Here is a 14,476-nt window from a genome sequence, read left to right on the forward strand (position 1 = left end):
CCGTGCTTTGGACGAACGCGGCGCGTCCATCCTCATTGCGCTGCTGTTCTTCCTCGTGTGCGCCTTGGTGGGCGGCGTGGTGCTCACGGCTGCCTCGGTGGGCACGGGGCAGCTGGTGGACTATGAGAAAAGCCAGCAGGCCTATTACTCCACCACGTCGGCGGCGGAGCTGCTGCGCGACGAGATCGTCGATGGCACCTGCACCATCTCGGGCGACGTTTACGAGTGCTCGCTTGCCGACGGGAACGCTAGCATGCAAGAGTACCTTGCCGGAGCGGTGAAGGCGGTCAACATTGCATTGCCCGCAGCTGCTCTGTCGACGCCCCAGCCTTCGGCCTCTGCGCAGTTCAAGGTGAACGCCCCCGTTGGTGCGGCCGATATGGTTGCCGTGTCCGCCCAGTTCACCATGGGGGGCGAAAAGGCCAACAACCCCTTCGACATCCGCATAGCGTTCTCGCCCGCTTCCTATGATGGTGCCGTGGGCAACTACCAAGTGGTGCTCACCATTCCCGCGTCGTGCCTTTACGATGAAACAGGCACCACGCTCCAAAAAGTTACCTGGAAAGACGCCATGATAACCAAGACCGAGCGCACCAAGGTGGACGGGTAACATGGGCTGCCGCAAGCGCATAATCGCCACCCTACGCTCCACTGCCGGCGAAACCATCACCGAGGTGCTGGTGGGCGTTCTGATAGTGGGCCTGGCAACCGTGGTTCTGGCAACGATGATAAACGTTGCCACGCAGGTGTCGCTCACCAGCACCGCCGCGCTGCAAGGTGCCTATGAGCAGACGGGCGGCATCGACGCCGCCACGGGCTCCGCTTCGGCGGCTTCCCGGGCGCAGGTGGTCGGCACGAGTTCCAGCTGGGACGGGTCGCTCTCTTGGGAGCCGCAGGTGCAGCTGATCACTTCCAACGACAGCGACGCCAACGGTTATTCGTTCCAGCGCTACGAGCTGCCCGAACCGGCCCAAGGAGGGAACTAGCATGCGCGCGCCGCGTACCGCGAGGGCGCTGCGGGCAGACGATGGCTTCACCCTCGGCGAGGTGCTGGTCACGGTGCTGCTGGTGGGGCTGCTTACCTTGGCCGTGGCGGCGGGCATCGGCGTGGCCGTGAAAGCATGCGGCAGCATCAAGCAGGCCACCGAGGCGAACGCGCTCATGGGCAATGCCGTCACGGCCGTGCAGGACGAGTTGCGCTTCGCCTACGATGTTGAGGCAGTGAGCGGCGCGAGCTCGGGCGTCGGCCCTGTCTACGCTTTCGACAGCTCGGTGCGCGGATACCGCCTCTACTTGGCGAACGACGCGAACACCATAACGGTGAATGGCGTGAATGCCGCCAACCCTGAAGGCACGGCAGACCCCTTACCTGGCACCGTGGATACCGTAGCCGCTCTGCCCCTCTTGAACACCGACACCTCCGGCACGGGCGCATCAGTCCAGCTCGATTCGCTCACTTGGAACCCCGACCCGGCAGGCGGAGGCCTCTGGGCGTTCTCCCTCACCGTCTCCAACGGCGACTACGAAGCTCAATCGAAAACGATAACCGTGCGAACCGTCAACAACTGGTAGGAAAGGACCCACCTGCATGGCGTACAAGCGACTGGGGGACATGCTCCTCGACAGCGGCTACATCACCACCGATCAGCTCACCACGGCCCTGTCGCTGCAGAAGGACAGCGGCATGCGCCTGGGCGAGACGCTCATCGACGCGGGCTACATCACCGAGAAGGAGCTCATCGACGTCCTGTGCATGCAGCTGGGCATCGACTTCATCGACCTCACGAACGTCATCCTTCCCACCGACCTCACGCAGACCATCCCCAAGAACATGGCGAAGAAGTACAACATGGTACCGGTGAAGGCCACGCCCGACGAGGTGTTCGTGGCCATGAGCGACCCCATGAACTTCATCGCCCAGGAGGAGGCGCGCACGGCCACGCGGCGGCGTATCGTGCCCATGGTGTCCACGAAGCTCGCCATCGAACGTGCCATCATGCAGCTCTACGGCAACGAGGGCGCCGCCCGCGCCATCGAGGACATGCGCACCGAGGCTGCCAACTCCACGGCCACCGGCACCGATGCCACCGACGTGCGCTTCGCCGGCACCACGCTCGACGCCGAGGACGAGGCGCAGAGCGCGCCCACCATCCGCCTGGTGAACTCCATCATCGAGCGCGCCGCCACCGAGCGCGCCTCCGACGTGCACTTGGAGCCGCGCGAAGGCGACCTGCAGGTGCGTATGCGCATCGACGGCATCATGCGCAACGTGCTCACCGTGCCGCGCGACCTGCAAAGCAGCGTCATCTCGCGCCTGAAGATCATGGGCGGCATGAACATAGCCGAACGCCGCGTGCCGCAGGACGGCCGTGCCAACGTGCGCATCAAGAGCCGCGACATCGACCTGCGCCTGTCCACCTTGCCCACCATCTACGGTGAATCGGTGGTCGTGCGCCTGTTGGACAAGAGCTCGCAGCTGCTCGACCCGAAGGGCATCGGCCTCTACGGCGAGAACCTGGACAAGTACCATCGCCTCATCCACTCCAACAACGGCGTGCTGCTCATCGCGGGCCCCACGGGCTCGGGCAAATCGTCCACCATGTACACCATGATCCGCGAGCTCAACACCGAGCAGGTGAAGCTCATCACCTTGGAAGACCCGGTTGAGTACAACATCGACGGCATCAACCAGGTGCAGATCAACGAGAAGACGGGCCTCACGTTCTCCAGCGGCCTGCGCTCCATCCTGCGCCAGGACCCTGATATCGTGGCCGTGGGCGAGATCCGCGACGGCGAGACGGCCGAGATAGCCATGCGCGCCGCCATCACCGGCCACCTGGTGCTGTCCACCATCCACACCTACGACTCGCTGTCCACCATCGACCGTCTGCTGGACATCGGTGTGGAGCCGTACCTCATCTCGTCCGGCCTGCGCGGCATCGTGAGCCAGCGCCTCGTGCGCCGCATCTGCCCGCACTGCCGCGAGGAATACCAGCCCTCCGCTGACGACCTGGACCTGCTGGGCCTTTCCGCAGCCAGCGGCGAGAAGTTCTACCACGGCAAGGGCTGCCCGCTGTGTTTCCACACCGGCTATCGCGGCCGCACGGGCGTGTTCGAGATTTTGGTGATCGACCGCGAGCTGCGCCGCGCCATCGCCGAGAATGCCGGCCGCGATGCCATTCGCATGCTGCTGGAGCGCGCCGACTTCGCCACGCTTTCCGCCAGTGTTATAAAGCTCGTGCATGATGGCGTGACCACCGTCGAGGAAGCCACCCGCACCATCAACACCTTGGAGTAGGAGAACCGCCCATGTTGAAATCGGCCGAAGAACTGGTAGCGCAGGCTCACGAGGCTGGAGCTTCCGACATCCACCTGGTGTGCGACCTGCCGCCCAAGTACCGCATCGACGGCAGGCTCGAAACCATGCCGGGCTGCGAGCCCCTCACGCACAAGCAGTGCGAGATGTACGCGCAGGAGCTGTCCGGCAAAGGATACGACTCCATCAAGGATTGCGGCGAGCTCGACCTGGCGCACACCATCGCCGGCGTGCGCGTGCGCATCAACCTCTTCCGCCAGAAGGGGAGCGTGAGCGCGGCGCTGCGCCTGTTGTCCGACGTCATCCCGCCGCTCGACGAGCTGGGCCTTTCCCCGGCGGTGTTGGACTTCCCCCGCCTGCAGCGCGGCATCATCCTGGTGACGGGCGAGACGGGCTCCGGCAAGTCCACCACCATGGCGGCGCTGCTCGACCAGATCAACCACACGCGCACCGACCATATCATCACGCTGGAAGATCCCGTGGAGTACGTGCACACGCCCGACCAGTGCGTCATCAACCAGCGCGAGATAGGCACCGACACCGCCAGCTATGCCGATGCCCTGCGTGCCGTGCTGCGCGAGGACCCCGATGTCATCCTCATCGGCGAGATGCGCGACCTGAACACCATCGAGACCGCGCTCACTGCCGCCGAGACCGGCCACCTGGTGCTGGCCACGTTGCATACGAACTCGGCGGCCGACTCCATCGACCGCATGGTGGACGTGTTCCCCGAGGGCCTTCAGCGCCAGATTCGCATGCAGGTGTCCACGTGCCTTCATGCCGTGCTGAGCCAGCAGCTGGTGCGCAGGCGCGGCGGCGGGCGCGTGCTGGCGGCGGAACTCATGATCGTGACGCCTGCCATCCGCAACCTCATCCGCGAGGGCAAAACGCCCCAGATAGCCAACGCGCTGGCCACGTCGGCATCGGTGGGGTCCATCACCATGGACAACGCGCTGATCAACCTGTTCAAGCGCAATTTTATCGATGCTCAAACCGCCATTGACGCGGCGCACGACGTGGAGTACGTCACCAAGAGCACGAGCCGTTTCTAGGAAGGCAGAACCGTGGCCGTTTTCAAATACGAGGGGATGTCGGCGTCCGGGCAACGTGTTTCCGGCGTGGTGGAGGCGTTCGACGAGTTCGAGGCGCTGGAGAAGGCGAAGGCGTCGTGCCGCGTGGTGAGCAAGGTGGCGCAGGTGAAGGAGCGCCCGAACTTCCTGACGATGGAACTAGGCTCCGGCAAGATCAAGCCGAAGGTCATCGCCATCATGTGCTCGCAGTTCTCCATCATCGTCGGCACCGGCATGGGCATGGCCAAGAGCGTGAGCTTGGTGGCCGAGCAGACGTCCGACAAGGGGCTGAAGGCCATCCTGCAGGAGGTGGCCGAGGATGTGGCGGCCGGCCACAGCCTGGCGAACAGCTTCGAGAGCAAGGGCGGCGCCAAGCTGCCCGTCCTGTTCTACGAGACCATCCGCGCCGGCGAGCAGGCGGGCACGCTCGACCGGAGCTTCGACACGCTGCACAAATACTACGACAAGCACAGCAAGACGAAGGCGAAGGTGGCCCAGGCCGTCACCTATCCTATTTTCGTCATCATCATAGCCATCGTGGTGGTGGCGGTGCTCATGGTTATGGTCATCCCCACGTTCAAGGATATCCTGTCCAGCTACGACACGGAAATGCCGTTGGCAACGCAGATACTCATCAACGCGAGCGACTTCATGGCGGCGAACATCCTGTGGATCATCCTGGTGCTGGCGGCGGCGGTCATCGGCGTGAAGCTGTGGACCAAGACGGAAAAGGGCCGCGCGATGTGGGCCACGTTCAAGCTGAAGCTGCCGGCCGTGGGCAAGGTGGCGCAGCTGTCGAACGCCGCGCAGTACGCCAACACCATGTCCACGCTGCTCACGTCCGGCCTGCAGATGACCCATGCCGTTGATATCACGGCGAAGGTGTTGGACAACTACGTGATAAGCCAAGGTGTTGGTAAGATGACGGCGAAGCTGGAGGAGGGCAAGCAGCTGGGCGAGTGCATGGAGGACGTGCCGTTCATGCCGCGTCCGCTGGTTGAGATGGCGGTGGTGGGCGAGGAGACGGGCGCGCTGGAGGAGACGCTGGCCACCATGGGCGCGTTCTACGACGACGAGACCGACCGCGCCACGCAGAAAGCGCTCTCGAAGCTGGAGCCGGGCATCCTGATATTCATCGCGTTATTTGCAGGTTACATAGTCATTGCGCTATACTTGGCGATGTTCTCGATCTACTCGGGAATGTAGGTTTGAAATGGGATTTCATAGTGTTTTCGTGGGGTAATGGGCGCCGAGAAGTCGCCGCTGGGGCAGTGAGGACGGCCGCAAAGAGCGGCCTCAACAAGAAGCTCGAACGAGCTTCGAGAAGGAGAGAATTATGAAGCAGATGATTCAACGCATGCGGGAGGAGAAAGGCGGCTTCACCCTCGCCGAGCTGCTCATCGTAGTCGCCATCGTGGCCGTGCTGGTCGCTATTGCGATCCCGGTGTTTACTGGGCAATTAGCTGAGGCTCAAAAGCAGACGGATGCTGCCAATATACGAGGCGGGTATGCAACAGTATCGGTTGAGGTTTTGGACGATAACCTTACTGCGGACACTTGGTATGGATTGAACGCAGATGGCTCCGTGGTTGAGAAAGCTGATGGCGACTTTGCGTGTCAAGGCGAAAGTGGCACAGGTGGAATGAGCGTGGGCGGCTCGACTGTGACTTGGGAAAAAGGCAACAAGATTTATTACACTTACAGTGCTGCAAATGAAAAAATCACCCCTTCGACCAGTCATTCTTAGGCATAATTTTAATATTTATACATTTTTGCAATAAATAAAGGGCCGTTTTCTAAGCGGCCCTTTATTTCATTAAGGATCTCGTTGAGTTGCTTATTTCACCATGACCCCCCTCACCAACACCCAAGGCCTCTCTCGTATCGAAACCGTCTCCATCGTCGGTATCGCTTGCTTCGCCGTGGTGCTGCTACTGGCGCTCGGCTCGTACATGCTCTCGCTCATGCAGCAGGGCAACGATGCCAACGCGCTCAACACGGCCCAGGGAGTTGCCGCCGTCGAGGCGGCCGGCGGCTGCCTCGTGCCCGGGTGTTCCGGCGGAAATGACGCCGCCCATCGCAAGCATCTGCAACCCGACGGCGCCAACGTCGCCTACTACGCCAAGGGTGCGAACACGCTCGTGGCCGACCCGCCCGCCGGCTACAACGAGGGCGACACCCTCGTGGTCGACGGCAAGGAGCAGCACGTCGAGCGCGGCACCATGATCATCGAGGCCACCGCAAGGGACGGCCAGGCCGTCTGTGCCTGGGTTGCCGCCCCCGAGCGCGGCTAGCGTGGCGAAAGGCCCTCCATGCAACTAACCGACCTCGCAATTCTCTCTCCCGTATGGCCTATCTTCTTCCTGCTGGTAGCTGGGCTGCTGGGCGCGTGCCTGGGCAGTTTCGTCAACTGCCTGGCGTGGCGGCTCGTGCACGGCGAGAGCGTGTGGAAGGGCCGCAGCCACTGCGCCGTGTGCAACCACCCCCTTGCACCGCTCGACTTGGTGCCCGTGCTCAGCTGGCTCTTCCTCAGGGGCCGCTGCCGTTACTGCGGCGAGCGCATCGCGGCGCGCTATATGGCGGCCGAGCTCCTCTGCGGCCTCTTCTTCATGAGCATGGTGGCCGTCTACGGACTGACCGTCCACGCGCTCGCGTTGTGCGCGCTCGGCTGCATCCTTCTGGGCCTGTCGCTCGTGGACCTGGAGACCTACACCATTCCCAACGGCTTCATCATCGCCGGCATCGCGGCGTGGGCCGTCTCGTTCGCCTTTTACGGCGTGGACCTCTCCGCCATGGGCTTGGGCTCGCTCATGCTGGCGTTCGCCGGCTCGCCGCTTGCGGCCGTGCTGCTGGACGGCTTGCTGGGCGCGTTCGTGGTGGCCGGCTGCCTGCTTGCGCTGTCGCTCGTGTTCGACAAGGTCATGGGGCGGCGCAGCCTGGGCGGCGGCGATGTCAAGCTCGTGTTCATGGTGGGGCTGTTCCTGGGCCTTGCGGGCAGCGTGCTCAACCTCATCGTCGCCTGCGTGGTGGGCATCGTGTTCGCCTACGCCACCCAGAAGCGCCGCCAAGATACCAACGACCCGCAGGCGTTCCCCTTCGGCCCCTCCATCGCGCTGGCCACCTGGTTCACCCTCGCCCTCGGCCCGCAGCTTATCGCATGGTACCTGGGGCTGTTTTAACGTCTATCTGGTTTGATAACTTGCCCTTACCCGCTTATTGCGCTCGCTGTGCGGTGCCCCCTGCTTTATAATGGGCCATCGAGGGAAAGAGGCGCGCATGGCTAAGGCATACACCGGTGTCGACATCGGAACCGGGCACTTGAAGCTGGCGGTCTGCGACGGCAAGGCGGTTTCGCAGATAGCCATCGAGGAAGTGCCTGACAACCTGGTGAAAGACGGGCGTATAACGTCGCTTGAAACCATGTCCGAGCTGCTGCGCGATGCGGTGCGCAAGCATAGGATAACCGCCAAGAACTGCGCGCTCGTCTTGCACGCGCGCGACGTGTATACGCGCCGGATATCCCTGCCCGCCATGACGGTGGACGAGTTGAAGCTCAACCTGCCATTCGAGTTCAGAGATTACATCGCCGACGGCAAGGACAAGTACCGGTTCGACTACGCCATCTTGGGCACGAGCAGCGACGAGGCGGGCAACCTGCAGGATATGGACGTGCTGGCCGTGGCAACCCCTGTCGAGACGATCGATGCCTACGGCGACATGCTGCGCCGCGCGGGGCTCAAGCTGCGGATTGCAGCTCCAGACATCATGGCCTATGCCAACATCATCTCGCAGTATGTGCGCCGCCATGCGGCGGGAGGCGACGGTATGCCGGCGGTGTCGGCAGATCAGGATTTCTGCTTCTTGGACATCGGCAGCGCAAACACGAAGGTGTACCTGTTCCCCGAGGGGAAGTACGAGGTCACGCGCTCTATCGAGTTCGGAGCGCTCTCGCTGGCGTCTGCGGTGGCAGACCACTTCGGCGTCGATTTCAACCTGGCGAAGGCTTACTTGGCCAACGACTACGAGGGGGCGCAGACTATTCAGCCATGCCTCGACCTGTACGAGCGCATTGGCATCGAGCTGGCCCGTATCGTCAGCTTCTTCAATTTCAACTATCCGAACAGCCAGCTGAACACGGTGCATTACTGCGGAAGCGGGTCGGGTATCGCCCCCTTGCTTCATGCTCTCGACGAGCACCTTGCCATCGATTTGGTGGATATCGGCGCGATGATGCCCTATTCGCCTGCCGTGGCCGATCAGGTGCGCATCTGTCCTGCTGCCGTTGGCATCGCGCTGCAGTAAGGAGAAGCAATGGCCCTCGAGATGACGCTCAAGCGGAGCAAGAAGCCTGTTTATCCCACGAAGACCACCATCAACTTGGCGGTAGATGACAAGGGCGAGAACAAGATGGCGCGCAACCTCGTGTTGTTCGCCGTGGCGTTGGTGCTGATAGCGCTGTTCGCGAAATTCGCGGTTGTCGATGTCATGGCAGCCGCCTCGGCGGCCTCGGGGAAGGTCGCTGCCGCCCAATCCCAGCTGTCCGCTCTCGAGGCGGCGAACGCCGACTACGACGAGCTACAGGAGCGGTACGCCGCTTTCACGGTGAACAGCCTGTCCGATGTGGAGAAGGCCCTGGCCGATCGCGGGGCGATACTCGACTTGCTGCAGGGAACGGTGGCCAACATGGCCGAGCTCCAGTCGGTTAACGTGACGGGCAACACCGTTATGCTGCAATTCGCGAACACCTCGCTGCAGGACGTGTCGCGCGTGGTGGCGTCGCTCGAGGGCAGCGACCTCGTGGCGAACGTTTCGATGAGCACGGCGAAAACAGACCGAAACGACGAGGTTGTTTCAACGATCACCGTGACGCTGGCCGGGGCTGATATGTTGGCGGCCGCCAAGGAAGCTGCCGCTTCGAATGCCTCGTCTGGCGCCAACGGGACGGGGGCGTAGGATGAACCGTTCTTTTACCACGTGCGAGAAGGCCCTGATGCTCATCTTGGCAGTGCTCCTTCTTGGCTGCTGCTACTATCTGCTGGTGCTGAAACCCTCTTTGGACTCTATTGCAGCGTCCGAGGCGAAATTGAGCGAGCTGGATAGCGAGATTACCATCCAACAGGCAGTTTCCGCCAAGAAAACCCAGCTGGAGCAGCAGATTGCTGAAGTGGAGGCGTCTGGCACCCCGCAGAAGACGCTGCCGGCCTACGACAACACGAAGAACGAGATCAACGAGTTGAATGCCATCCTGGCCGATGCGACCAGCTACAACATCAACTTCTCGGAAGCCGATCTGACCGACGCGGTTGTGCGCAGAGTGGTGGACATCTCGTTTACCTGCGACTCGTACCATGCAGCGCACCGCGTGCTTGTGAGCTTGGTCAACTGCAAGTACTCGTGCCTCGTCACCGATATCGCCATAACCGGCAGCGGACTGGGACAGTCCTCTTCGTCCGGCAAGGTATCGGCCAGTGCATCCATCACGTTCTTCGAGAAGCTGGGCTAGCTAATCGGGCTCTGGCCTTCCTTTGCCTTCTCCAGCACGAAGCGGTCCTTGCCGTCGGCTTTGGCGCGGTAGAGGATGCTGTCTGCTTGCTGGTAGGCATCGCGGTACGACAGGGGAGTGCCGGATATCTCGATGCCGCCTATGCTCAAGGTGATGAGGCGCTTGATGCCGTCCTGGTCGCTGAATTCCACTCCCTGCTCAACAAGGAGGCTGCAACGCTCGACCAGCTGGCTGTGCTCGATGGACCCGCAGATGCACACGGCGAACTCGTCGCCCCCCAAGCGGTCGATAAGGTCATGCGAGCGGAATGCGTTGCGCAGCACCGTTGCCGTTTGGCGCAGCGCGGCGTCTCCTGCCAAGTGCCCGTAGGTGTCGTTGACGCTTTTGAAGTCGTCCGTGTCGATGACGAGCAAGGCGCCGCAGGTGCCCGTTTCCAGCTGCTGCTCGGCCCGCTCGCGGAACGTCGCCCAATTCAGCAAGCCGGTGAGGCCGTCGTGCTGGGCGCGCTTCGACAGGTCCATCTTCTCGCGCACCTCTTCGTCTACGCGGGTGATCTTCCCAATGACCGATATGGGTCGGCCCTCGTCGTTCGTTACCAGATGGGACACGATGCGAATCCAGTGCGCATCCCCCGGATCAGGTTCGTACTGCAGCTCGCTGAAGGGCTTGCTGGGCGAGGTGAGCGCATCGAGAAGCTCGGGGTCGGATTTCTCCGCTATCAAGGCGTGGGCGTGGTGGATGATGTAGTGCGACCGGTCCTCGGACAGCTCTCCCGCTTCGACGTCCACCAGGTTCTTGAGGCCGGAGGGGTTCGACATGATGAGCGTGTCGGTTCCCATGGAGTACTCGAAAAGCTGCTCGTTCGTCAGGCTGTACAGCTTTTGGAAACGCAGGTTTTCCTCGCGCACACGCCGGTTCGACAGCACACGGGTGCGCAGGTAAAGCACCAGCAGCATGATGATCAGCATGAGCACCGCAATGGCGCCGATGGCGAACTCCAGCAAGTGGCTTGAGATGAACGCGCCCACATGCTCGTCGGGGTCGATGAGCGCGTTTTCGTAGACGATGGAGTCGAGCTCTTCGGTGGACAGGCCGCGGATGGTCTTGTCTATCACGGAGAGCAGTTCGGGCTCTACCGGCTGCACGATGCCGAAGCTGATTCCGATGGTTTGCGTGGAGGTGGGCAAGGTGAGCAGGTTGCTTAGCCCGTCGATGTTCGAATAGTACGGGGTGGTGTACGACGTGCCGTACGTGTAATCCGCGCGCCCCTCGTTTACGGCTTTGAAGCAGTCCTCTATGGAGTCGCAGATGATGAAGTCGCTCCCGGCGGGGGCGGTGTTCGTCATGTCCCACGGTAGGGCCAGCGTGCGGCTCTCGAGGTTGTCGGGATCGACGTGGCGGTTGTACACAAGCAGCAGGCTCGTCGTCATATAGGGTGCGGTCAGCGAAAGATCGAGCGTCGAGGCTGCCGCATCGTTGGACTCAACGCCGGCCACGATCTCAACGTCGGCCGTGCGAACGGCGTCGAGCAGGTTGTCGCTGCGATCGATGGGCACTATCTCGAACGTGAGGCCCGTCTGCTTCTCCACGTAGTCCAGCATGCCGCGCGATACGCCTTTGAGCTCGCCGGTTTTCTTGTCGAACGACTGAAGGGGCGCTTTTTCGGAAATAACCCCCACGCGCAGCGTGTCGTGATTGCGGGCGAACGCAAGCTCCTCGGCGTTAAGCGCAAAACTCGCGCTGGTCTTGCCGAAATATTTCTCGTACAAGTTGCTCTGCAGCTGGGGGTTGCTTTCGTTGATGCGCTCGATGGTCCGGTCGATCTCGTCGATGATCGTGCGGTCGCCCTTCGGCGCCGCGAAGAAGAACGGCCGCCCGGCGAACGAGGTGACCACGTGGAACCCTTCGACAGGGCTGATGTCGATGCTGAGGAAGGCGTCGGCCTCCCCCGATCTCACCTTCTGCGCCAGCTCGCTGTTGGAGGCGCATTCGACGGTGGTGTAGGCGAGGTTGTTCTTCTCGCAGAAATAGTCGAGCTCTTCACGGCGCTGCTTCGCCGAGCTTAGGATGGCAATGTGCAGCGGTCCTTCGGTGAAAAGGTTGGTCGCGGTTATCCCGGCATTCTCGTTGGGGACGAACAGCGAGGTGTGCGCGGTGCCGTAGCTGTTCCGGGGGTACTCGTACGTGTCGTCGAGCGCCGGGCTGTACGTCATGCCGCTTTCGAGGTCTATCCGCCCGTCCTCGAGCATGTTCATCAGGTCGATAGCCTGCTCGTTGGAGGTTTCGCCCTCGGCTTTCACGAACTCGTACGTCCAGCCGGTGAACTGGGCGATGCGCTGCAGGTAATCGTAGGTGTAGCCTTCGAGGCTGCCGTCGGCGTTGCGGCTGATCATGCCAGGGATATCCATGTACCCTACCCTGACCACGCGTTGGCCGGAGTCGGTGGAAGAAGAGCTCGATGCCTTCGGTGCCGTTTCGGCGAACGCCTTGCCCGCCGAGACGCCGGCGTCAAAAGGCGAGAGAGGTACGAGCGCGCAGGCGAGCAGCACAACGAGGGCAACTTTCGCTGCAATGGCGAATCGCGCTATCCGTGATGCTCCCACGTCAACATTCCCCTCTCTGCATGTGCTGCCATTGTAACCCCAATGGGACGTTTGAGCGTGCGAGAACGACAACCGGTAAGAAGGGTTCACCATGAGGTTTCGGCTTCGGTGTTGGTCATGGGTTCACGTTTCGAAAATCCGGAAGGAAATGCCTCGTGATCGCTTGACCCGGGAACGTGCGACCGGTACAATATCGTTCCACGTCCTCACGGACGCTGTATGTGGTCGGGTAGCTCAGTTGGTAGAGCAGCGGACTGAAAATCCGCGTGCCGAGGGTTCAAGTCCCCCTCCGACCACCACGATGATGACAGTGCCCCGAATCCTCGCGATTCGGGGCACTTTTTGGTGTGCGGCTAAAAAACGAGCACCTTTGCTCCGCTGTCCAGAGGGGAGGCTATGCCGTCTGGGTGTCGTCTTCCACGCGGCCGCGGATCTTCTTGACGGTGCGGCCCAGCATGCCGCCCAGCTTGGGCAGGTTCTTGGGGCCGAAGATGACGAGCACGACCACGAGGATCAGGATCAGCTCGGGCAGTCCCATGCCGAATATTTTCATTGTCCGCCCCTTTCGCGGTCTGGCTTGCCGATGCATCGGCCAGTATAGCAGCCTTAATTTTATAGTGACTATAAAATTGTGGTAAATAAAGAAAGGCCTCGCAAAACTTCCGTATAATGCAAGGCGTCGAGCGGGCAAAACGGTAGGGAGGAGCGGACATGGAGAAGCCGAGTGCCGAGGGCTTGCGTGAGCGCAAGCGCCGCGAGACGCGCGCGGCTATCGAGCGTGCGGCTATCTCGCTGGTAGACGAGCTGGGCTACGACAACGTGACCGTGGCCATGATCAGCGAGCGAGCCGTGGTGTCGCAAGGCACGTTCTTCAACTACTTTCCCACGAAAGACGCCGCCATCGTAGGGCTGGGCCGGGTCGACCTCGATGCCGGAGTCGTCCACGCCGCCTACGACCGCATCGAGGGCACGCCGTACCACGCCACGCTCACGCTGTTCCTGAAGGTGGTGCGCGACCTGGACTGGACGAGCGAGATCGCCGCCATGCGGGCGCGGTTGGTGGCCCAGACGCCGGCACTCATGAAGCTGTTCTTGGACGGCACGTTCGGCTTCGTATCCGACTTCCGCGGCATTTTGGCCGCCTACCTGGAGCGGCATCCCGAGCGGCGCAGCTGTCCGGACGAGCTGACGCCCTCCGAGGAGGCGGGTCTCGTGGTGGCCGAGGCGCTTGAGGCGGCGAAGTTCGCGCTGGCCCGCGCCACGGCCGATCCCGACGCGTCGCTTCCCGATGCGGCCGAGGTGGAGGCCGTCGTCAGGCGGATCGTCGGGTAAGGGCGCGCCGCCCGCCGTCTGCCCCGCGCTGCGCGCGAGGGCGGGGCCGGTCGATGGAAAAGCGGCGCATGAGCGGGCGCGCGCTTTCCGAAACCCCTACAATAGCAGGTGCGAACAACACGAGCGCCGCCGCGTCAGGCGGCGCCGAACGAAGGAGGCCACATGTCCTGCGAGAACAACAATCCGGTCGTCGGCATCATCATGGGTTCCGAGAGCGACATGCCCGCCATGGAGCCGTGCATGAAGCAGCTCGACGAGTTCGGCATCCCCTACGAGGTGAAGGTGGCAAGCGCCCACCGCAAGCCGGCCGAGGTGCACGAGTGGGCCAGCACGGCGCACGAGCGCGGCATCCGCGTGATCGTGGCGGCCGCCGGCAAGGCCGCGCACCTGGGAGGCGTCGTTGCGGCCTACACGCCGAACCCGGTGATCACCGTGCCCATGAAGACGAGCGACCTGGGCGGCCTCGACTCGCTGCTGTCCATGGTGCAGATGCCCTCCGGCGTGCCGGTGGCCTGCGTGGCCATCAACGGCGCGAAGAACGCGGCCATCCTGGCCGTGCAGATCCTCGGCACCGGTTGCGACACCGCCCGTCAGAAGATCATCGACTTCAAGCAGGGCATGGCCGAGGCCTAGGCGGCAGCGCCTGCCGGCT

The 14,476-nt window shown here is 62.5% G+C and carries 15 protein-coding genes, 1 tRNA gene and 1 pseudogene; 15 read left to right on the plus strand and 2 right to left on the minus strand.

The annotated features are described in order from the left end of the window. The first annotated feature begins 7 nt into the window (after window positions 1-7). The 12 genes from C1877_RS00160 to C1877_RS00215 all read left to right on the plus strand — a co-directional run bounded on the left by C1877_RS00160 (window position 8) and on the right by C1877_RS00215 (window position 9,889). Entirely contained in the window at window positions 8-610 is a 603-nt protein-coding gene (locus C1877_RS00160; protein ID WP_041239160.1) for a hypothetical protein, read from the plus strand. A gap of 1 nt (window position 611) precedes the next feature. Then, entirely contained in the window at window positions 612-986 is a 375-nt protein-coding gene (locus tag C1877_RS00165) for a hypothetical protein (RefSeq protein WP_114568059.1), read from the plus strand. A 1-nt stretch (window position 987) separates the two neighbouring features. Then, the gene (locus tag C1877_RS00170) at window positions 988-1,572 is read left to right on the plus strand and encodes a prepilin-type N-terminal cleavage/methylation domain-containing protein (protein ID WP_114568060.1); all 585 of its coding nucleotides are present in this window, start codon (window positions 988-990) and stop codon (window positions 1,570-1,572) included. 16 nt (window positions 1,573-1,588) lie between these two features. Beyond that, window positions 1,589-3,298 carry a GspE/PulE family protein gene (locus tag C1877_RS00175; protein ID WP_015539251.1) on the plus strand — a complete coding sequence of 570 codons (1,710 nt, stop codon included), beginning with the start codon at window positions 1,589-1,591 and terminating at the stop codon, window positions 3,296-3,298. A gap of 11 nt (window positions 3,299-3,309) precedes the next feature. Further along, complete coding sequence (locus C1877_RS00180) at window positions 3,310-4,368, plus strand: type IV pilus twitching motility protein PilT (protein ID WP_015539250.1); 1,059 nt, start codon at window positions 3,310-3,312, stop codon at window positions 4,366-4,368. Window positions 4,369-4,380: 12 nt separating this feature from the next. Next, the gene (locus C1877_RS00185) at window positions 4,381-5,592 is read left to right on the plus strand and encodes a type II secretion system F family protein (protein WP_114568061.1); all 1,212 of its coding nucleotides are present in this window, start codon (window positions 4,381-4,383) and stop codon (window positions 5,590-5,592) included. A gap of 130 nt (window positions 5,593-5,722) precedes the next feature. Then, a complete protein-coding gene (locus C1877_RS00190; RefSeq protein WP_015539249.1) occupies window positions 5,723-6,133 on the plus strand; it encodes a prepilin-type N-terminal cleavage/methylation domain-containing protein in 411 nt (136 codons plus the stop codon). 100 nt (window positions 6,134-6,233) lie between these two features. Continuing rightward, the gene (locus C1877_RS00195) at window positions 6,234-6,680 is read left to right on the plus strand and encodes a hypothetical protein (RefSeq protein ID WP_015539248.1); all 447 of its coding nucleotides are present in this window, start codon (window positions 6,234-6,236) and stop codon (window positions 6,678-6,680) included. 18 nt (window positions 6,681-6,698) lie between these two features. After that, on the plus strand, window positions 6,699-7,565 hold the full coding sequence (locus C1877_RS00200; RefSeq protein ID WP_015539247.1) for a prepilin peptidase: 867 nt from the start codon (window positions 6,699-6,701) through the stop codon (window positions 7,563-7,565). Between the two features lie 97 nt (window positions 7,566-7,662). Beyond that, window positions 7,663-8,688, plus strand: coding sequence for a pilus assembly protein PilM (pilM, locus tag C1877_RS00205; protein WP_041239159.1), 1,026 nt, complete (start codon window positions 7,663-7,665; stop codon window positions 8,686-8,688). 9 nt (window positions 8,689-8,697) lie between these two features. Next, a complete protein-coding gene (locus C1877_RS00210; protein ID WP_015539245.1) occupies window positions 8,698-9,339 on the plus strand; it encodes a fimbrial assembly protein PilN in 642 nt (213 codons plus the stop codon). A 1-nt stretch (window position 9,340) separates the two neighbouring features. Continuing rightward, window positions 9,341-9,889 (plus strand): type II secretion system protein GspM, encoded by a 549-nt coding sequence (locus C1877_RS00215; RefSeq protein ID WP_181813758.1) that lies wholly within the window; start codon window positions 9,341-9,343, stop codon window positions 9,887-9,889. On the opposite strand, the gene C1877_RS15850 is transcribed toward C1877_RS00215, so the two are convergent. Further along, window positions 9,886-12,297 carry a transporter substrate-binding domain-containing diguanylate cyclase gene (locus C1877_RS15850; RefSeq protein WP_114568063.1) on the minus strand — a complete coding sequence of 804 codons (2,412 nt, stop codon included), beginning with the start codon at window positions 12,295-12,297 and terminating at the stop codon, window positions 9,886-9,888. The two genes, C1877_RS00215 and C1877_RS15850, sit on opposite strands and share 4 nt — an antisense overlap. A gap of 418 nt (window positions 12,298-12,715) precedes the next feature. On the opposite strand from C1877_RS15850, the gene C1877_RS00225 reads away from it, so the two are divergent. Continuing rightward, window positions 12,716-12,791: transfer RNA gene (locus C1877_RS00225), tRNA-Phe, on the plus strand. Window positions 12,792-12,901: 110 nt separating this feature from the next. On the opposite strand, the pseudogene C1877_RS00230 reads toward C1877_RS00225, so the two are convergent. Next, window positions 12,902-13,045: pseudogene (locus C1877_RS00230) on the minus strand (twin-arginine translocase TatA/TatE family subunit); the annotation flags it as partial. Between the two features lie 158 nt (window positions 13,046-13,203). On the opposite strand from C1877_RS00230, the gene C1877_RS00235 reads away from it, so the two are divergent. Both C1877_RS00235 and purE read left to right on the plus strand, forming a co-directional pair. Further along, entirely contained in the window at window positions 13,204-13,824 is a 621-nt protein-coding gene (locus C1877_RS00235; RefSeq protein ID WP_015539242.1) for a TetR/AcrR family transcriptional regulator, read from the plus strand. Window positions 13,825-13,986: 162 nt separating this feature from the next. Then, window positions 13,987-14,457 carry a 5-(carboxyamino)imidazole ribonucleotide mutase gene (purE, locus tag C1877_RS00240; RefSeq protein ID WP_015539241.1) on the plus strand — a complete coding sequence of 157 codons (471 nt, stop codon included), beginning with the start codon at window positions 13,987-13,989 and terminating at the stop codon, window positions 14,455-14,457. Window positions 14,458-14,476: the final 19 nt, after the last annotated feature.

The sequence above is a fragment of the Gordonibacter pamelaeae genome, assembly GCF_003340385.1.
GTDB lineage: Bacteria > Actinomycetota > Coriobacteriia > Coriobacteriales > Eggerthellaceae > Gordonibacter > Gordonibacter pamelaeae.

Excerpts from the sequence above, each read along its gene's own strand:
- C1877_RS00165 (WP_114568059.1), top strand. The coding sequence starts at position 612 with ATGGGCTGCCGCAAGCGCATAATCGCCACCCTACGCTCCACTGCCGGC.
- C1877_RS00170 (WP_114568060.1), top strand. The coding sequence starts at position 988 with ATGCGCGCGCCGCGTACCGCGAGGGCGCTGCGGGCAGACGATGGCTTC.
- C1877_RS00175 (WP_015539251.1), top strand. The coding sequence starts at position 1,589 with ATGGCGTACAAGCGACTGGGGGACATGCTCCTCGACAGCGGCTACATC.
- C1877_RS00180 (WP_015539250.1), top strand. The coding sequence starts at position 3,310 with ATGTTGAAATCGGCCGAAGAACTGGTAGCGCAGGCTCACGAGGCTGGA.
- C1877_RS00190 (WP_015539249.1), top strand. The coding sequence starts at position 5,723 with ATGAAGCAGATGATTCAACGCATGCGGGAGGAGAAAGGCGGCTTCACC.
- C1877_RS00195 (WP_015539248.1), top strand. The coding sequence starts at position 6,234 with ATGACCCCCCTCACCAACACCCAAGGCCTCTCTCGTATCGAAACCGTC.
- C1877_RS00200 (WP_015539247.1), top strand. The coding sequence starts at position 6,699 with ATGCAACTAACCGACCTCGCAATTCTCTCTCCCGTATGGCCTATCTTC.
- pilM (WP_041239159.1), top strand. The coding sequence starts at position 7,663 with ATGGCTAAGGCATACACCGGTGTCGACATCGGAACCGGGCACTTGAAG.
- C1877_RS00210 (WP_015539245.1), top strand. The coding sequence starts at position 8,698 with ATGGCCCTCGAGATGACGCTCAAGCGGAGCAAGAAGCCTGTTTATCCC.
- C1877_RS00215 (WP_181813758.1), top strand. The coding sequence starts at position 9,341 with ATGAACCGTTCTTTTACCACGTGCGAGAAGGCCCTGATGCTCATCTTG.
- C1877_RS15850 (WP_114568063.1), bottom strand. The coding sequence starts at position 12,297 with ATGGATATCCCTGGCATGATCAGCCGCAACGCCGACGGCAGCCTCGAA.
- C1877_RS00235 (WP_015539242.1), top strand. The coding sequence starts at position 13,204 with ATGGAGAAGCCGAGTGCCGAGGGCTTGCGTGAGCGCAAGCGCCGCGAG.
- purE (WP_015539241.1), top strand. The coding sequence starts at position 13,987 with ATGTCCTGCGAGAACAACAATCCGGTCGTCGGCATCATCATGGGTTCC.